Origin of the sequence: Sulfitobacter sp., from assembly GCF_036960155.1 — a bacterium.
Classification (GTDB): Bacteria; Pseudomonadota; Alphaproteobacteria; order Rhodobacterales; family Rhodobacteraceae; genus Sulfitobacter.
This window is the reverse complement of record NZ_JBALWB010000001.1, coordinates 441,501-457,314: the sequence shown is the minus strand read 5'-3', so window position 1 is coordinate 457,314 and position 15,814 is coordinate 441,501. Positions and strand designations below refer to the sequence as shown.

Genomic DNA, 15,814 nt, shown 5'->3' with positions numbered 1-15,814 from the left:
ATACGTTCCTCAATTTGTAAGTTCAGTTGGTTTTCTAACCCCAACGCGCGGGGCAGTGTCCAACAGCATTTGCGTATAGTTACTTTCAGGGGCTTCGTACAAAGCCTCTGCGTCACGGCATTCGACGATCTGCCCCTGTTTCATGACGGCAACCCTATCCGAAACTTGCCGTACAACTGCCAAGTCATGGCTGACAAATAACATTGTTAACCCCAAGGATCGACGTAGTTCCATCAACAGGGCCAACATGTCGGCTTGAATGGAGACATCCAGTGCCGATGTCGGTTCGTCGCAAAGAAGAAACCGTGGCCGTACTGATAAGGCACGCGCGATACAAATGCGTTGACGTTGGCCACCTGAAAATTGATGCGGGAATTTGCGACCGGAATCGGCAGGTAGTCCGACACGCTCAAGCAGCGCACCTACAAGGCGATCAATTTCACCGCGTTCTGCCAAGCCATGAAAACGAATAGGTTCTGCCAATATCTGGCCAACACGCATACGGCTGTTGAGCGACGAATACGGGTCCTGAAAAACAACCTGTACGTCGCGGCGAAATGCCTTGCGTGCGCTGGCAGATCTTATGTCAGCCAAAGGCCCATGATCGCCAAAAGACACATTGCCAGTGGTGGGCTTTATTAAGCCTGTCAAAATGCGTCCAAGGGTCGATTTTCCTGATCCGCTTTCTCCAACAAGGCCAAGGACCTCCCCACGCTTGATTGTCATGGTATCGACCTCAACGGCGCGAAAACTACCGGACTTTCCCCAAAACGTAGTCTTTCGGGTCGCAAAGTCTTTTGTCAGCGCGCTTGTCGTAAGATAATCACCATCACGCTCGCCTTGTTGGCCTTCCAACAACCACTGGTCTATTTTACCTGTTTTCTTGGGTGGGTTTCTGAACCGTTCCTCACGTTCATCAATGCTCGGGATCGCAGAAATTAGGTCCTTGGTATATTGCTCGGAAGGTGTTCCGATAACTTGGGCTGTCGGCCCTGTTTCCACCAATTTACCATGGCGCATCACATACACGCGGTCAGCGGTTTCTGAAATGACACCCATATCGTGAGTGACCAAGATAACCCCTAAAGAGCGATCAACGCAGATGCAGCGAATAAGATCTAGCACCTGTTTTTGCACGGAAACATCAAGTGCTGTTGTCGGCTCGTCCGCAATTAAAAGGTCGGGATCGCCTGCCATGGCCAATGCAATGACAACACGTTGGCGCATACCGCCAGAAAACTCGTGTGGGTATTGACCCATTCTGTTTGCAGCGTCTGGGATGCCGACACCGTCGAGCCGCTCAATCGCAATGGTACGTGCTTTTGACATTGAGATATCTTGCAGCAGTGAGATGGATTCACTGAGCTGTTCGCCAACGGTCATCAGCGGGTTGAGAGATGTCATCGGATCTTGGAAAATCATTCCAATACGGCGCCCGCGCAAATGTGCCATCTGACTGACAGACTTCTGGATAAGGTTTTCGCCGTCCAAATGGACGCTGCCAGACGTGATCTTTCCCGGATGTGACAGTAGTCCCATAATTGCGTTGCCGATGGTTGATTTCCCAGCTCCGCTTTCACCGATCAGACCGACGATCTCACCGCGCCGGACCTCCATATCGAAGCCATGCACAGCGACAAAATCGCCAAGCCTGTTTGGAAATGTGATCTGAAGTCCTTCAGTTTTACAAAGTAAATCGGTCATCGTAACCTCGGATTTAAATAGTCACGCACCCAATCGGCTACGAGATTGAACGCAATAACCATGACCAACAGCATCGTGCCGGGGAAGATAACAACCCACCAGATGCCAGAGAATAAATACTGGCTGCCAATTTGAATCAACGCACCAAGAGATGGTTCAGTGAGAGGGGTGCCGAGACCTAGGAACGATAATGTGGCCTCTGTCACGATAGCGACCGCGATTTGCAACATGGCGAGCACCAGAACCGGCCCGAGGATATTTGGCGTAATGTGGCGCAAAATGATTGTGAAGGTTGGCAAGCCGATAGCCTGACAGGCCGTCACATAGTCCTGTCCGCGCTGTACAAGGACCGAGGCGCGCACAATGCGTGCAAACTGGACCCAACCTGCCAAACCAATCGCTAGTATCATGATGGGCACGGCGGCTTGCGTAAAGACATTCGCGGGTAGGGACGCTTTCAGGATACCGTTGAACAGAAGTGCAATCAAAATTGGGGGAAATGCGAATTGAATCTCGGCGATGCGCATCAGGATAGCATCCGTCACTCCACCAAAATAGCCAGCCAAGAGCCCTACGGTCATTCCAATCACAACCGACAGCGCAACAGCGCCAAGCCCAACCAGCAATGATATACGCCCGCCATACAGCATCGCCGATAACACGTCGCGACCCTGTAAATCAGTCCCAAGCAAAAAGCGCGGATCAGAGCCGCTTTCCCATGCAGGAGGCAGGTTGTTGTCCATGATCGAAATTGTGGCGGGGTCAAACGGCGTGTGTGGAGCGAATATCGGTGCAAATGTGCAGCCGAGGACCATCAGTAGAATGATAACTGATGATACAACAGTGACAGGGGAGTTCAGCAACTCATACCAGAAATCGGAGCGGATTTTTTCCAACATGTCAGCGTGCTCCGTGACGGATGCGTGGGTCGATCAAAACGTAGATGGCATCGACCACAAGGTTAGAGATAGTGAAGACCAAACCAACAAAGATCAAATAGGCAGCAAGCAGAGGTATGTCGCTCTGACCGATCGCATGCAGCAGCAATGATCCCATGCCTGGCCATTGAAAGACCCGCTCAGTGATAATGGAAAATGCGAACAACGAGCTGAGTTGCAGGCCAATTGCCGTGACAACTGGTACTAGCGTGTTCTTAAGGGCATGGCGCAAATAGACACGCTGGCCGGGTAGGCCACGCGCCCATGCAAATCGGATGTAATCGGTACGCAACACCTCAAGCATTTCCGCACGGATCAGACGCAGGATCACACCCAGTTGAAACAGGCACAATACGGCGGCTGGCATCAACGCATGGCTTAAGCCATCCCACGTGAATAGGCTGGACCTAAATCCGAAAACTGAAATTATATCACCTCGCCCAAAAGACGGCAGCCAATTTAGCCAAACCGAATAGACAAGGATCAAGAGTATTCCCAGCAAGAATGATGGCACAGAGACCCCAATGACTGACAGCGCCATGATTGTCTGCGCAAGCCCGCCTTTACGGCGAATACCAGTGTAAATGCCTGCGGGAATTGCCAAAATGAGAGAGAGAACACCGGAGAGCAGAACCAGCTCAATCGTGGCTGGAAGACGGTCTGCAATCATCTCGCTCACGTCTCGATTGAAGCTGTAGGAAATGCCGAAATCCCCTTGGATTGCGTTCGCCACATACCGAAAGTACTGGATGAAAATAGGATCGTTTAACCCCAAGCTTTCGCGCAGCATTTCGCGATCTTCAACTGATGTTTCTTGTCCAACAAGCGACAGAACCGGGTCGCCGACGTACTGAAAGACGAGAAAGCCAACAAATGCGACGCAAAGCATAACAATCGTGGCCTGGACCAATCTGGTCAGGAGGAAATACATGTGTGGTATCCATGTGGAAGGTCAAGGAATGAACGGCCCAGCAAAGTACTGAGCCGTTCATTTGGGATCAATTTACGTTATAATATTCCAACGGAAACTCAAACGTTGGATGCTGAACGATGTCGATGTTGTCGGCAGCGCCCCAGACCAGCTGCTGGACGTGAAGCGGCACAAGGCACACATCCGCGACCATCAACGCCATGGCGTCTTGGAGCATCTGTTCACGTGCCGCGGCGTCCATTGTGTTGGCGGCCTCGGCGGCTAAAGCATCGGCTTCAGGGACTGAGCATCCGGAAATATTCCAAGCACCAATGCCTGCATCCAAGTCCCGTGTGCCAAGAACGTTTTGGAACACATTGAGGCTGTCCATGGTGGATGGTGTCCAGCTGAGCAGGAAGAACGATGTGCCAAAGTCAGGTGCGACCACTTTCGGGAAGAACTGCGCTTTGGGCTGGGCGATCAAGTTTACTTTGATATCCACACGCGCCAGCAAGCTGACAACTGCCTGACAGATTTGTCCATCATTGACATACCGGTCCGTCGAGCAATCCATCGTCAGTTCAAACCCGTCTGGGTAACCAGCCTCAGCCAATAGGGATTTGGCGGTTTCAACGTTGTATTCCAACCGTGTCAGGTCTGGATTGTAGCCGTTCACTTTATCCATAACATACTGTGTTGCCAGTGTTGCTTGGCCTTGCATCACACGATCAATGATCGCTTCGGCATCAACAGCGTGAGCAAAAGCTTGGCGTACTCTAAGATCCAAGAACGGGTTGCCTTCTACCGAGCTTTCAATGATCTGGTCGCGCCACTGATCCATACCGATATACATTGTGCGGGCTTCTGCGCTGGACACCACTTTGACGCCATCGGCGCCCTCTACGCGGGGGATATCTTGCAGTGGCAACGGCATGACCATATCGACTTCGCCCGACAGCAAAGCAGATACCAAAGTCGCTGCATTGTTGATGGGGGTGAACACGACTTCGGTCACATTGCCAGCTTCACCCCAGTAGGCGGTATTGGCTGCAAGCGTTGTCTTTTCGCCCTGTGCCCGTGAGACCACACTGAATGGGCCCGTACCATTTGCATTGGTTGCGCTGAACGCTTTTTCTTCAGCTTGCAGATTAATGGGTTCTTGTGCGCCGTTTGCTTCTGCCCATTGTTTATCAAGGATCATCAAATCCAGAAGATCATTCAGCAAAATGGGGTTTGCAGCCTTGGTCTTAATCTCAACCGTCATGTCGTCAATTGCTGTGAAGCTCTCAACCGAAGCGAGGACATGCTTGAAGTTTGATGGTTCAGAAAGCGCGCGTTCCATGCTGAAAATCACGTCATCGGATGCAAAGCTTGACCCGTCATGAAACGCTACGCCAGAACGCAGCTTGAACTGCCAAGTGGTCGCATCTACCTGCTCCCAGCTTTCCGCAAGTTGGCCTGCAATGTCAAAATTCCGATCTCGTGCAACAAGCCCCTCATAGACGTTGGCGAGAAAGTAATTTGTAAAACTTTCATTATGGCTATGTGGATCAAGACTGGTGGCGTCGCCTTGCGACGCAATCCGCAACGTTTCAGTCTGCGCGGTTCCAGCCAGTGCTGTTGAGAGAGCCAAGACCGCTGCAATGGACGTCAGTGTCTTTTTTGACATTTGTTTTCCCCTGTTGATTTGATTCTTATGAGAGAAACGTACTTCAACAGGAGAGGTGCGGGAATTGCGCCAAAGGATATTTAACGTTGCAAATTACGCAACACTAGTTGGACTGCTTGAACGCTGCCATAGACCGGATAACATGATCTACCAAACGGGTAGCCCCTTCTGGTAGGCGTCGACCAGCACGCGTGAAAACTGACGCTTCACCTTTGCTCAATTCTGGAATGTCGAGCGATTTAGTGATGATGGTTTTGTCGGCTATTTCGCGGGTGACAACGAAAGCTGGTAAAATCGTTGCCCCTAACCCTTCACGCACGAAATTACGCAGCACTGCCAGAGAATTAGATTGAACAGTTGCTTGAAGTCGTGCGCCATGGACCCCTTCAGCTTCGCGTATCATATCTCCGACACCGAAGCCGCTTTTCAAAAGTGCACATGGGAGTGTTTCCAACTGCTCCATTGTAATGGGTTGCGAGAGGTCGGCCCATTGCGACGTCGGGCTTACCAACACCTCAAGGGGCTGCTTAACTTGCGCTGCGGTTCGAATGGCGCGTTCCTGCCGGGCGTTATAAGCAAGGCCAATATGTGCGCGGTCGGTGCGTACTGCATGAAGTACCTGATCGGTCGAACCGCTTACCAAGTCATAGGTGAACCCTGGAAAGGCCAACTTATACGTTGTCAACGCATTGCCGATAAAGTCACTGATAAAACCATCACCAACTGCTACGACCAGCTCGCCTCGACGCATCCCAGAAAGCTCGTCGAATTCAGACAACAGAGTTTCTTGATCGCTTTGCTGACGTTTCAGATACGTGAGTAGAATGTTCCCTGCCTCCGTCGGACGTACGCCTTTCCTTCCACGTTCTACCAAAGTGATATTTAGGGAGCTCTCCAGTGCGCTGATATGGCGGCTGATTGTAGATGGCTCTACTCCCAACCGCTCAGCTCCTGAACGGATTGAGCCTTCTTCACAGATTACTAGAAAGGATGCAGCTTGGGCTGTCTCAATCTTAAACACGTTAGCAAACAACCCTTTTTATAAACTAGTATCCATTGAAGTATTTGGACAAATGCTCAGTCCACGAACTTGATTGATGATGTTTTAGGATGGCTATCAGTCATTTGGCTGCAATGTGAGAGTGCGTTCAAAACTAGCGGTGTCTGATCTGTAGGCTGCGTTTTTGTTGCTTCGGTCTGGGGGCAACGCGGTTTTGTCGCCCACGTCATCCTTCTCGGCCGGGTTCGTCCTGATCATTGGAGAAGAGTGCGATCTTGTTGCCCTGAGGATCACGAAGGTATCCGACATAAAAATGAGTTCCATAGGAGGCGCGAAAACCGGGCTGGCCCTCGTCAAAGCCGCCCGCGACAAGCGCGGCGGAATGAAGGTCACGAACCTGCTTTTGACTTACCGCCTCAAATGCGATCATAGCACCGTTCCCAGCCGAGGCCGGATGACTATCAAAGGTTGGTTTAACGTAAAAATCCGGAAGAATGGGAGATTGACCCGGCTTTACAGGCAGCTCGTAGCTAAGGCCTTCAGGACCTTCCTTAAGCCCGTAATCAAGGGCTGGCAGGAACGCAGAGTAAAACCGTTTCGCGCGAGTGATGTCATCAGCACCAACTGTGACGTAAGCAATCATGCTGCGAGTTCCTTTCCGGAAGTTTGGCTATTGCGACACGTTTACTGCTTTATGCTAGAGCAACACACCATTTTGCTCAATATGCGCTAAACGACACGCAGCATGATCGACTGTTTAGACATATTGCGGCTAGAGTCTTGAAATTGAGGCTAGAGTCTTGAAGTCGTCACTCGGATGTAGGCAATTTCACTCTGGCAACGAACGCTTTCTAAAGCTGTGCATCAAAAACAATTGCTGGCAGCGCGCCCAGCAGCCTCACCAGTAGCAAATGCTGTGCCCATCACTCGGATTGAGCCGTATGCCTTGTCATCGGCCCCAATTAGTCGACCCGCATAAAAAACATTGTCCAGTCCTTTTGCACGCATGCAGTCCAGTGGGATGTCGGCGAAACCGTCCCCTCCGAGAGAATGATACACTGGCTTTCCTGCTATTGAATGATCCTCAATAGGCCAGGCTGCTCTTGCAACACTATCGCTGCGTTGGCGGCCTATGAGCAGGTCTTCTCCTGTAATGTCATAGCGGGCAGGGGGATGGCGGCTTTCGCGGACACCGATTTGCGGGCCGGTTGACGTTAGATAGGCGTGCTGGAAACCCGGCACATGGCGGCGCAGAATTTCAACATAATCATGCGCCGCACCACGTGCCGCTTGCTCGGCCTTGGTAAAGCTTTGGGAGGATAGATCGACCATCGCGTGATCGAACATCATCCACCACATCTCTCCAGTGCGAGGGACTGTGGTGAATATACCGCCGTCGGTGCGGGCTGAGGGGTATTTTCCGGATTGGTTATAAACTTCAAAACCCTCGATCAATGCCGCACGGTCAATAGGCACTGATAGGTCTCGTCCGCCAATTCGAATGGGGCCCGAGACCGCTTGCAAGTGACCGCGACCGTTTCCAACCCGACACTCTAGTCCGGCCAGCATAGCAAGGTTTGCATCGCCAGTGGCATCAACAAAGGCTTCCGCGGCAATCCGCATGCGGCCATCCATTCCTGCAAGTGTCACGGACTGAATGCGATCCGCGGTACGTGCGACAGCAGCCACTCGTGTGTGTAACAACACATCCACGCCTGCATTGATCAAGACTCGGTCTAACGCCAATTTCACGGCTTCTGGTTCTAACAGGATGATCCAGTTCAGCGTTGTTGGAGAACAAAATGGATCACAGTCGACCGCTAAGGCGCGTAATTCATCCAAGACCAGATCAGCAACGCCGCCAACCGCCTTGATCGCCGTCTCGCCTTGTTGAAAGAAGCCGCAATAGGCGAGCACATTCGACGTCGTAGCAGCACCACCCAAGAAGCCGTATTTTTCAACGAGAAGAACATCAGCACCTTCAAGAGCTGCTCCTAATGCCGCGCCTACGCCGCCTGCGCCGCCGCCGGCGACAACAACGTCATAATCGCATTCGGGTCTACGGCTCATGCCCGCCACCCAAGAAGGCGGCGCTCAATCAATCCGATTACGGTGCTGAGGATGACGCCCATAAGCGACAAGATGACAACGCCTGCGAACAGACGCTCCAGATCATAAAGCGATCCTGCTTCTAGGATATACGCACCGATGCCATATTCCGCGCCAAGCATTTCTGCTGCGACAAGCAAGATGATCGCAATAGCGAGTGAGATACGAAGGCCGGACAAGATACCGGGCATCGCGCCGGGCAGCACAATTTTGCGCACGATTGAGAACCACGACAACCCAAAGCTTTGGCCCATTCGGATCAAAGAACGATCTACATTGTCCACGGCGCCGTAGGTTGCGACAACTGTTGGCGTGAATGTGCCAAAGGCGATCAGGGCGTATTTGCTGGTCTCATCGATCCCGAACCAGATGACGAACAACGGCAAAAGCGCAATTTTGGGAATTGGGAAGATCGCGGCAACCAGCGGCACGAGGCCAGCGCGCGCGTATGAGAACAATCCAATCAGGACGCCGACGATGATGCCAACTGACGCGCCAATAACGGCCCCAACTGCAAGGCGGCTTAGGGATGGAGCGAGATGTTTGAACAACAGTCCGCTTTCCCAAAGTTCACCAAAGGTTGCCAGCACATCAGAAGGTTTGGGCAATGTCAGAGCGGATATCCATCCACTGCGGGTGCCAATTTCCATGACTGTGATCAAGAAAACAAAAACAGCCAGCCCCATCCAGCGATGCGGTTTTGGGGCAAAGCCCCCCCCGCGAAACCGGACTTCAATTGGGTCAAGTTTATTAAGCACATCAGACATTGAGCAACTCCTCATCAGCCGCGCGGGCTTCTTCGCGCATTAGGTCCCAAAGATGGCGTTGGATTTTTTCTAACTCTGGATTTCGATGTTCTCGTTCTGCCAACGGCATTTCGATCTCGACGATTTCGCGGATTTGACCGGGTCTGCGCGACAAGACGACGATACGGTGGCCTAGCCTTACAGCTTCTTGCAGATTGTGAGTCACATAGGTCGCGGTAAAGGGTTGTCGGGCCCAGAGGGCCACAAGATCGTCCATCAACAGTTCACGCGTCTGACTATCAAGGGCGGACAGTGGCTCGTCCAACAGCATTACCGCGGGTTTGACAGCAAGGGCGCGTGCGATCGCGACGCGTTGCTTCATACCGCCAGACAATTGTCGTGGCAGGGCCCTGCTGAAATCGCTGAGCTTGGTGCGGGCAAGAACATCCGAAATGATCACATCGGCGCGGGCACCTCTTATTCCATGATCCTCAAGCACCAATGAGATGTTGCCGTGCACAGACCGCCACGGCAGCAGTGCAAAATCTTGAAAAACATACGTGAGCGGGTTCAAGCATCCTTCGGGGGGGGAGCCCAGCTGTAGAATACGGCCCTTTGAGGCGCGTTCCAACCCACCGATGAGGCGCAGCAATGTAGATTTCCCGCAACCAGACGGCCCAACAAGGCACACGATTTTGCCATCGGGAATATCCAACGAGATGTCGCGCAACACTTCGGTGTTGCCATAAGAGTGGCTGATCGCGTCCAAGCGAATGTCCATGAACTTGTCCTGCATAAAGAGAATTCAGCTGGCCCTACAATGCGTGGGCCAGCTGTGTTTTAGGGCTTAGGCTTCGTACGTTTCGACGTAGCTTGTGTCGACAAACGTATCGAGGGTGATGTCGCCGTCGATCAGGCCCTCAGACTGGAACCAGCTGAGTTGGTCCTGAACTGAAGCCACGTTCAAGCGTGCGCCCTCATTGATCCGCATTGTGCCATTGATAATCGATGGAGCCGCTTTTTCGCGTGGGCGATCTGTGTAGACGTATTTGTGGATCAGATCGACCATCTCGTTGACGCCATCTTCACCATGCGCTTTGTCGATCATAGTGGAGTTGTAGTCAGATGCGCCCATGCCAAACGCCTTGATGAAGGCTTCGGTTTGGTTGCGTTCATCGTCGGCGTTCTTGGCGGACGTGAATACCGTTGTGACCTGATAGTTAGGCAAATAGTCGGACACGTTACCGATAATGTGAACCGCGCCGGACCCAGACAATGGCTTGGCGATGTGGGGCACGATGGACCACGCATCAATTTGACCCGACTTCAGCGCGCCGATGATTGCGCCCACTTTTTGAAGCGGCGTAAAGGACACGTTGGCACCCTCTGCTTGGGCAATTTTTGAGCCCATGTAGTGGAAAGACGAGCCGGCGGTTGAGATGCCGAATTTCTTGCCGTCCAAGCCCGCTGGCGAAGTGAGGCCAGCCTTGAATGCCGCGTCCGAAGCAAGGATTTTTTGACCGTCTATGCCCGGCTCTTCGCTTAACGCGCCACCGATGACTTTGATTGCGCCTTTGTCAGCCAAAGAGATCAGGCCACCCGAGATCGCCGTCACGGCATAATCGACATCGCCAGAGGCAATCGCGACTGCCATAGGCTGTGCTGCCTGGAAAAAGCGCAACTCGACATCAAGGCCCGCGTCTTGGAAATACGCGCGTTCTGCCGCGATGAAACTGGCCGAATGGGACGTAAAGCGCAACGCGCCCACGACGATCTTTTTGTTTGCTGCGATTGCTGGTGCTGCGAGGCTAGTTGCCGCCGCGGCCCCAATCAGACCTATTGTCTGGCGTCTGTTAAAAGTGATCATTGTTTCCTCCCTAAATGATCTGTTTCGTTTTTTTAGGCGCCCAAGTCGGCACCAATTTCGTCTTCAAGAACAGCCAGTGCGCGATCTTCGTCGCGTTCCATGATAGCGTCTTGTAATTCGGTCCGACGTGCGGCCCGTGCGGCAAAATCGATGCGACCTTCGCGCAATAATGCCAATCGAAAGCGGCGGGATTGCCCATAAAACTGTGCGGCCATATCCGATAATCTTGGAGATCCGCTTGCTGAGATAAGCGTCATGCTAAGATCGCGACAGGCCTCGTCCCATTCCAATGCAGTCACGTCATCAGGATTTTCCTGAACAACAGCATCTGCACGGCTGACGCCGTGCAAGGCCGCAACCACACGGCTTTCCCAAGCGACGTCACCACGCTCAAGTGAACGTTTCAGGCCGATTTTTTCGACCTCAAGCCGAACCAGCAGAATATCGCGCAGGTCGTCCTCTGTGGCAGATGTGACGCGGAACCCACGTTGGTTGGTCGCTTCAACCACGCCTTCCGAGGACAAAATACGAAGTGTTTCGCGCATCGAATGGTTCGAGCCGCCGTAAGCTTGCCGCAGATCTGCAAGTTTGAGCTTTTGATCAGGGCGCAACACGCCAAACGATATGTCACGCCGGATTGCGGACGCGAGCATTTCGACAACTGTATCGTCTTCTGACTTACGTCCACCAAAAACCAATTTGTTCACCATTTCAAATAATGTTGGATATTATTCGCAATATTTGAGTTGCTGAGTCAAGATAGTTTTTGAAAAACCTTGGGTTCGCATCTCAGGAAAAAACCAAAATCAATGGCACTGCAGTGGCTTAGACGTCAGAAGATTTATCGTGTCTCTGTATCGATATGAGATTTCTTACGGCAGACTTCAGATGCTTCGGACAGACTGCGCGCCGTCACCTGAGCCACATTTGGATTGATCACCAATTTCGGCATTTAAGCGGCACCAGAACCCTCTGTCTTTATGCACAGAGCTTGACGCATCATTGAAATCTGGGCCGCGCTGTATTGTGTAAGTGTTGCCAGTAGTTCCGTTAAGACATGGTTTTTCTTGTCGGTGCGCACCACGAGGATATCCGCATCCAATCCTTAAATCATTGAGTCCCGGATGCGAAAACCCGTGCCATTAGATTTACTGCATGTAGCATTCAAACAAGCGTTATTTATGCTGGTACAAAGGTATTAGCTCCCAATGGCTTCCTGGACGACGCGGCCATCAAAGTTCATGTTCATGCGATCACTTTGCGCAATCCAAGCATGTCGCGTGCTTGCTGCCATGTCGCTACTGGGCGTTCGTATTTGGTGCAAAGATCCACCGCACGTTGGACCAATTCAGCGTTGGACCCGGCAAGCCTGTTGCGGTCCAGTCGCACGTTATCCTCTAAACCTGTTCGCGTATGCCCGCCTTTGGAAATTGACCACTCATTCACGGTTAATTGAGCTGCACCAATACCTGCCGCACACCATTGCGCATCAGGCGCTAGGCGTTTCAGTGTTTGGATATAGAAATCAAAGATCGGTTCATCAGCGGGCATAGAATTTTTAACCCCCATGACAAACTGGACGTACAGCGGCCCTTTTAGCCGCCCATCGGCGGCCATGCGTGTGGCCTGCACGATATGACCTAGATCAAAAGCCTCGATTTCTGGTTTCACTTCATGCGCACGCATTTCGGATGCAAGCCAGTCAACCAGATCGGGGCTGTTCTCGTAAACGCGAGTTGGGAAGTTGTTCGACCCTACCGACAAAGACGCCATGTCAGGCGACAGTGGTAACATTCCACCGCGGTCGCGCCCCGCGCCAGAACGGCCACCTGTCGACAGTTGCACGATCATGCCGGGACAGTGTTGTTCAATCCCTTCTTTGAGCCGCGCAAAGCGGTCAGGGTCAGAGGTGGGTTTGCCGTCATCATCACGGACATGACAGTGGGCGATGCTCGCGCCAGTTTCGAATGCTTGGTGCGTGCTTTCGATCTGTTCAGGAATCGTGATGGGCACGGCGGGGTTGTTGTCTTTGGTGGGCAACGAGCCTGTGATGGCCACGCAGATGATGCAGGGGGTGGTCATATTGGCCTCACACGTCAAAGAAAACAGTCTCGCCATCGCCCTGTAGGCAGATGTCAAAATGATAAGTATTGCTGTCCGCCCTTGCTATCAGCGTTTTGCGGCGATGCGGTTGTTCGATCAAGTTTAGGACGGGATCGACTGCGTTCGCAGTTTTTTCGTCGCCAAAATACATCCGCGTATTGAGACCTACGTTGATCCCACGTGCCACCAGCCAAAGATTGAGATGCGGGGCCATCGCCCGTGCATCGTGTCCCTGCACCGAACCCGGCTTCACAGTCTCAAACGAGAATTGGCCTGTTTCAAAGTCAGGCACCACGCGGCCCCAACCGCGAAAGCCGTCCTCAACATCACCTTTGCCCGGATACACGCCATTCGCGTTCGCTTGCCAAACCTCGATCAGAACGTCTTTTATCGCGGCACCCGTCCCATCGGTCACAATGCCCGTTACGGTAATACGTTCGCCTTGCGCATTTGGGCCAGTAATATCGCGGCCAAGCTCGGTTTTGTAGATGTCGAAACCAGCGTCGCCGGGGGCGAGGCCAATATGAACAAAAGGGCCTGCAGTTTGGGACGCGGATTCTTTTAGATAGTTCAGTGTCTGCACCATGATCAATTCCCCTCTGGTCGGTTTTCAAAGAATGTCGAACGATGCCCGCGCAGAACGATGTCGAATTTATAGGCAATGCTGTCGAGCGGAGCACTTGCATTCAGATCCAAGGCCGCAACCAGTTGGTCGATGGCGCGCTGATCTGGGATCGTTTTTACAATGGGGCATTTGGCAATCAAGGGATCGCCCTCGAAATACATCTGCGTGATCAGACGTTGCGCGAATGCGGTTCCAAAGACGGACACATGGATGTGGGCGGGCCGCCAATTGTTAACCCAGTTGCGCCACGGATAGGCTCCGGGCTTTATCGTGCGAAATTTATAGAAGCCATTTTCGTCTGTGAGGGTTCTGCCACACCCGCCAAAATTGGGATCAATCGGAGCCAGATAAGTATCCTTTTTATGGCGATACCGGCCGCCCGCGTTTGCCTGCCAGATTTCGACCAGCGTATTGGGTACGGGGCGGTCGTTTTCGTCCAACACACGCCCGTGCACAATAATCCGCTCGCCAATTGGACCGCCTGATGTTGCGTAATTGCTGATCAAATCGTTGTCGATGGGGTCAATGTCATTGTGACCAAAGGTCGGTCCTGTCAGTTCGCTGTCGGAACCTTGAAGCGACAACATCGCAAACCGAGGCGAGCGGGCGACACTGGTTTTGTAATCTGGTGTCAGGGCAGGGGGATGCCATTCGCGATCTCGTTGATACAGGTCGTTTTTGCTCATGATGGTTCCCTTTCCATTTCCGCGTAAGTCTGTTTGGCGAGTTTAATCGCGTGATTGGCAGTGGGTACACCTGCATAGATCGCGACATGCTGAAAGGTCTCGATGACGTCAGTCTTGGATGCGCCGGTGTTGGCAGTCGCGCGGATGTGCATTGGGATTTCCTCGAAATTCTTTGTCGCTGCCAGTAAGGCAAGCGTCAACATGGATCGTTCCCGCAAACTGATCGCATCGCTTGACCAAACCGTGCCCCAAGCGCTTTCGGTGATTAAGGTTTGAAAAGGTGTGTCAAAGTCGGTCTTTGACGCCTCTGCCCGGTCCACATGAGCGTTACCTAGAACCTTACGGCGGATGGCCATGCCTTGTTTTTGTCGGTCTGACATCCTGTAACTCTCCTTAAGGTTCGGACGTGTTAGCGTCCGCTTCATGCTGTGCTTGTTGCCAATATTTGGCTTTCCCTTGAAACTGGACTTTCCAAATAGGTATGTAAAATGATAATTTGCGCTACTTAGTTGCGAAATTGGAATGCAAATGGATCGTCGGATCAAATATCGCCACCTCGAAGCCTTTATCGCTATCGCACGCGTTGGGCGATTGAACCGTGCGGCTGATCAGCTCAATTTGACGCAGCCTACGATTTCGAAAACGTTGAAAGACCTTGAGGATATTTTAGGCGTCACTTTGTTGATGCGCGACCGGGCAGGTGTGGCGTTGACCCCTGAAGGGCAAGTGTTTTTTCAATTTGCTGAACAGAGTATCGCGGCGCTCCAGATCGGTTTGCAAAATATCACAAACTTGAGTTCGGATGCCGGGTCGACTCTTTTGATCGGTGCTTTACCAAGTGTGGCGGCACAGATCCTGCCAAGAGCGGTCGAGAACTTTCTCCATGTCGCGCCAGATACGGTCATACAAATTGACGAAGGGTCGCACGCGGAACTGACTGGTCGCTTGAGGGCGGGAAATCTTGATTTACTTGTCGGGCGCATGGGGTCGCTCGAAACGATGGAAGGTCTGTCGTTTACCCAACTATACAATGAGAAGATTGTTGCTGTCGTTGCGCCCGACAACCCACTTTGTGACGCGACGAAGCTTGCACAGATCACGGATTCACTGGTGATCTACCCACCTAAGGATTCCGCGATCCGGCCGCTTTTGGCGCGTGCGATGATCGCAAGTGGTTTGCCCATTTTTAAAAACCGGATCGAGACAGTGTCTGGCTCATTTGGTCGTGCAATGGTGTTGGGTCCACAGCGCGCGGTTTGGTTCATTTCGCATGGCGTTGTGGCAGATGATCTTGGCCAAGGGCGATTGGCCAAAGTGCAGATTGATTTAGGCACGACGCAAGGACCTGTCGGCATAATGGCGAGGTCTGAAGAAATGGCGGGCTCACATGTCCACTTGTTCCGTCAAGCGCTGCTTGAGGCCTCAATATCGCTGAGAAGTTCGCAGATGTGACACCC

Annotated in this window: 16 protein-coding genes; 1 reads left to right on the top strand and 15 read right to left on the bottom strand. The window is 52.4% G+C overall.

Annotated elements, in window-relative coordinates:
• Positions 1-9: 9 nt before the first annotated feature.
• The 15 genes from V7775_RS02215 to pcaC all read right to left on the bottom strand — a co-directional run bounded on the left by V7775_RS02215 (position 10) and on the right by pcaC (position 14,737).
• On the bottom strand, positions 10-1,704 hold the full coding sequence (locus V7775_RS02215; protein WP_335750230.1) for an ABC transporter ATP-binding protein: 1,695 nt from the start codon (positions 1,702-1,704) through the stop codon (positions 10-12).
• Positions 1,701-2,603, bottom strand: a complete 903-nt coding sequence (locus V7775_RS02210) for an ABC transporter permease (RefSeq protein WP_335750229.1) — start codon at positions 2,601-2,603, stop codon at positions 1,701-1,703. The genes V7775_RS02215 and V7775_RS02210 overlap by 4 nt, the downstream gene beginning before the upstream one ends.
• Before the next feature lies 1 nt (position 2,604).
• The gene (locus V7775_RS02205) at positions 2,605-3,573 is read right to left on the bottom strand and encodes an ABC transporter permease (protein WP_335750228.1); all 969 of its coding nucleotides are present in this window, start codon (positions 3,571-3,573) and stop codon (positions 2,605-2,607) included.
• A 67-nt stretch (positions 3,574-3,640) separates the two neighbouring features.
• On the bottom strand, positions 3,641-5,221 hold the full coding sequence (locus tag V7775_RS02200; protein ID WP_335750227.1) for an ABC transporter substrate-binding protein: 1,581 nt from the start codon (positions 5,219-5,221) through the stop codon (positions 3,641-3,643).
• A 103-nt stretch (positions 5,222-5,324) separates the two neighbouring features.
• The gene (locus tag V7775_RS02195) at positions 5,325-6,242 is read right to left on the bottom strand and encodes a LysR family transcriptional regulator (protein ID WP_335750226.1); all 918 of its coding nucleotides are present in this window, start codon (positions 6,240-6,242) and stop codon (positions 5,325-5,327) included.
• Between the two features lie 205 nt (positions 6,243-6,447).
• On the bottom strand, positions 6,448-6,864 hold the full coding sequence (locus tag V7775_RS02190; RefSeq protein WP_335750225.1) for a VOC family protein: 417 nt from the start codon (positions 6,862-6,864) through the stop codon (positions 6,448-6,450).
• A gap of 221 nt (positions 6,865-7,085) precedes the next feature.
• Positions 7,086-8,291: an FAD-dependent oxidoreductase gene (locus tag V7775_RS02185; RefSeq protein ID WP_335750224.1), complete on the bottom strand. Its 1,206-nt coding sequence runs from the start codon at positions 8,289-8,291 to the stop codon at positions 7,086-7,088.
• Positions 8,288-9,097 (bottom strand): ABC transporter permease, encoded by an 810-nt coding sequence (locus tag V7775_RS02180; RefSeq protein ID WP_335750223.1) that lies wholly within the window; start codon positions 9,095-9,097, stop codon positions 8,288-8,290. Before V7775_RS02180 ends, V7775_RS02185 begins: the two co-directional genes overlap by 4 nt.
• Positions 9,090-9,857: an ABC transporter ATP-binding protein gene (locus V7775_RS02175; RefSeq protein ID WP_335750222.1), complete on the bottom strand. Its 768-nt coding sequence runs from the start codon at positions 9,855-9,857 to the stop codon at positions 9,090-9,092. Before V7775_RS02175 ends, V7775_RS02180 begins: the two co-directional genes overlap by 8 nt.
• Before the next feature lie 66 nt (positions 9,858-9,923).
• A complete protein-coding gene (locus tag V7775_RS02170) occupies positions 9,924-10,943 on the bottom strand; it encodes an ABC transporter substrate-binding protein (protein WP_335750221.1) in 1,020 nt (339 codons plus the stop codon).
• Positions 10,944-10,975: 32 nt separating this feature from the next.
• Positions 10,976-11,653: a GntR family transcriptional regulator gene (locus tag V7775_RS02165; protein ID WP_335750220.1), complete on the bottom strand. Its 678-nt coding sequence runs from the start codon at positions 11,651-11,653 to the stop codon at positions 10,976-10,978.
• Between the two features lie 535 nt (positions 11,654-12,188).
• On the bottom strand, positions 12,189-13,025 hold the full coding sequence (locus tag V7775_RS02160; protein ID WP_335750219.1) for a 3-keto-5-aminohexanoate cleavage protein: 837 nt from the start codon (positions 13,023-13,025) through the stop codon (positions 12,189-12,191).
• Between the two features lie 7 nt (positions 13,026-13,032).
• Positions 13,033-13,632, bottom strand: coding sequence for a protocatechuate 3,4-dioxygenase subunit alpha (gene pcaG / locus V7775_RS02155; RefSeq protein WP_335750218.1), 600 nt, complete (start codon positions 13,630-13,632; stop codon positions 13,033-13,035).
• A gap of 2 nt (positions 13,633-13,634) precedes the next feature.
• Complete coding sequence (gene pcaH, locus V7775_RS02150; RefSeq protein ID WP_335750217.1) at positions 13,635-14,357, bottom strand: protocatechuate 3,4-dioxygenase subunit beta; 723 nt, start codon at positions 14,355-14,357, stop codon at positions 13,635-13,637.
• Entirely contained in the window at positions 14,354-14,737 is a 384-nt protein-coding gene (gene pcaC / locus V7775_RS02145; protein WP_335750216.1) for a 4-carboxymuconolactone decarboxylase, read from the bottom strand. Before pcaC ends, pcaH begins: the two co-directional genes overlap by 4 nt.
• A 148-nt stretch (positions 14,738-14,885) precedes the next feature.
• Between pcaC and pcaQ the strand changes: the two genes are divergently transcribed.
• Positions 14,886-15,809 carry a pca operon transcription factor PcaQ gene (gene pcaQ, locus V7775_RS02140; RefSeq protein WP_335750215.1) on the top strand — a complete coding sequence of 308 codons (924 nt, stop codon included), beginning with the start codon at positions 14,886-14,888 and terminating at the stop codon, positions 15,807-15,809.
• Positions 15,810-15,814: the final 5 nt, after the last annotated feature.

Bases quoted from the DNA above. Each gene is read 5' to 3' on its own strand.
- V7775_RS02215 (WP_335750230.1), bottom strand. From the start codon at position 1,704: ATGACCGATTTACTTTGTAAAACTGAAGGACTTCAGATCACATTTCCA.
- V7775_RS02210 (WP_335750229.1), bottom strand. From the start codon at position 2,603: ATGTTGGAAAAAATCCGCTCCGATTTCTGGTATGAGTTGCTGAACTCC.
- V7775_RS02205 (WP_335750228.1), bottom strand. From the start codon at position 3,573: ATGTATTTCCTCCTGACCAGATTGGTCCAGGCCACGATTGTTATGCTT.
- V7775_RS02200 (WP_335750227.1), bottom strand. From the start codon at position 5,221: ATGTCAAAAAAGACACTGACGTCCATTGCAGCGGTCTTGGCTCTCTCA.
- V7775_RS02190 (WP_335750225.1), bottom strand. From the start codon at position 6,864: ATGATTGCTTACGTCACAGTTGGTGCTGATGACATCACTCGCGCGAAA.
- V7775_RS02185 (WP_335750224.1), bottom strand. From the start codon at position 8,291: ATGAGCCGTAGACCCGAATGCGATTATGACGTTGTTGTCGCCGGCGGC.
- V7775_RS02180 (WP_335750223.1), bottom strand. From the start codon at position 9,097: ATGTCTGATGTGCTTAATAAACTTGACCCAATTGAAGTCCGGTTTCGC.
- V7775_RS02175 (WP_335750222.1), bottom strand. From the start codon at position 9,857: ATGGACATTCGCTTGGACGCGATCAGCCACTCTTATGGCAACACCGAA.
- V7775_RS02170 (WP_335750221.1), bottom strand. From the start codon at position 10,943: ATGATCACTTTTAACAGACGCCAGACAATAGGTCTGATTGGGGCCGCG.
- V7775_RS02165 (WP_335750220.1), bottom strand. From the start codon at position 11,653: ATGGTGAACAAATTGGTTTTTGGTGGACGTAAGTCAGAAGACGATACA.
- V7775_RS02160 (WP_335750219.1), bottom strand. From the start codon at position 13,025: ATGACCACCCCCTGCATCATCTGCGTGGCCATCACAGGCTCGTTGCCC.
- pcaG (WP_335750218.1), bottom strand. From the start codon at position 13,632: ATGGTGCAGACACTGAACTATCTAAAAGAATCCGCGTCCCAAACTGCA.
- pcaH (WP_335750217.1), bottom strand. From the start codon at position 14,357: ATGAGCAAAAACGACCTGTATCAACGAGATCGCGAATGGCATCCCCCT.
- pcaC (WP_335750216.1), bottom strand. From the start codon at position 14,737: ATGTCAGACCGACAAAAACAAGGCATGGCCATCCGCCGTAAGGTTCTA.
- pcaQ (WP_335750215.1), top strand. From the start codon at position 14,886: ATGGATCGTCGGATCAAATATCGCCACCTCGAAGCCTTTATCGCTATC.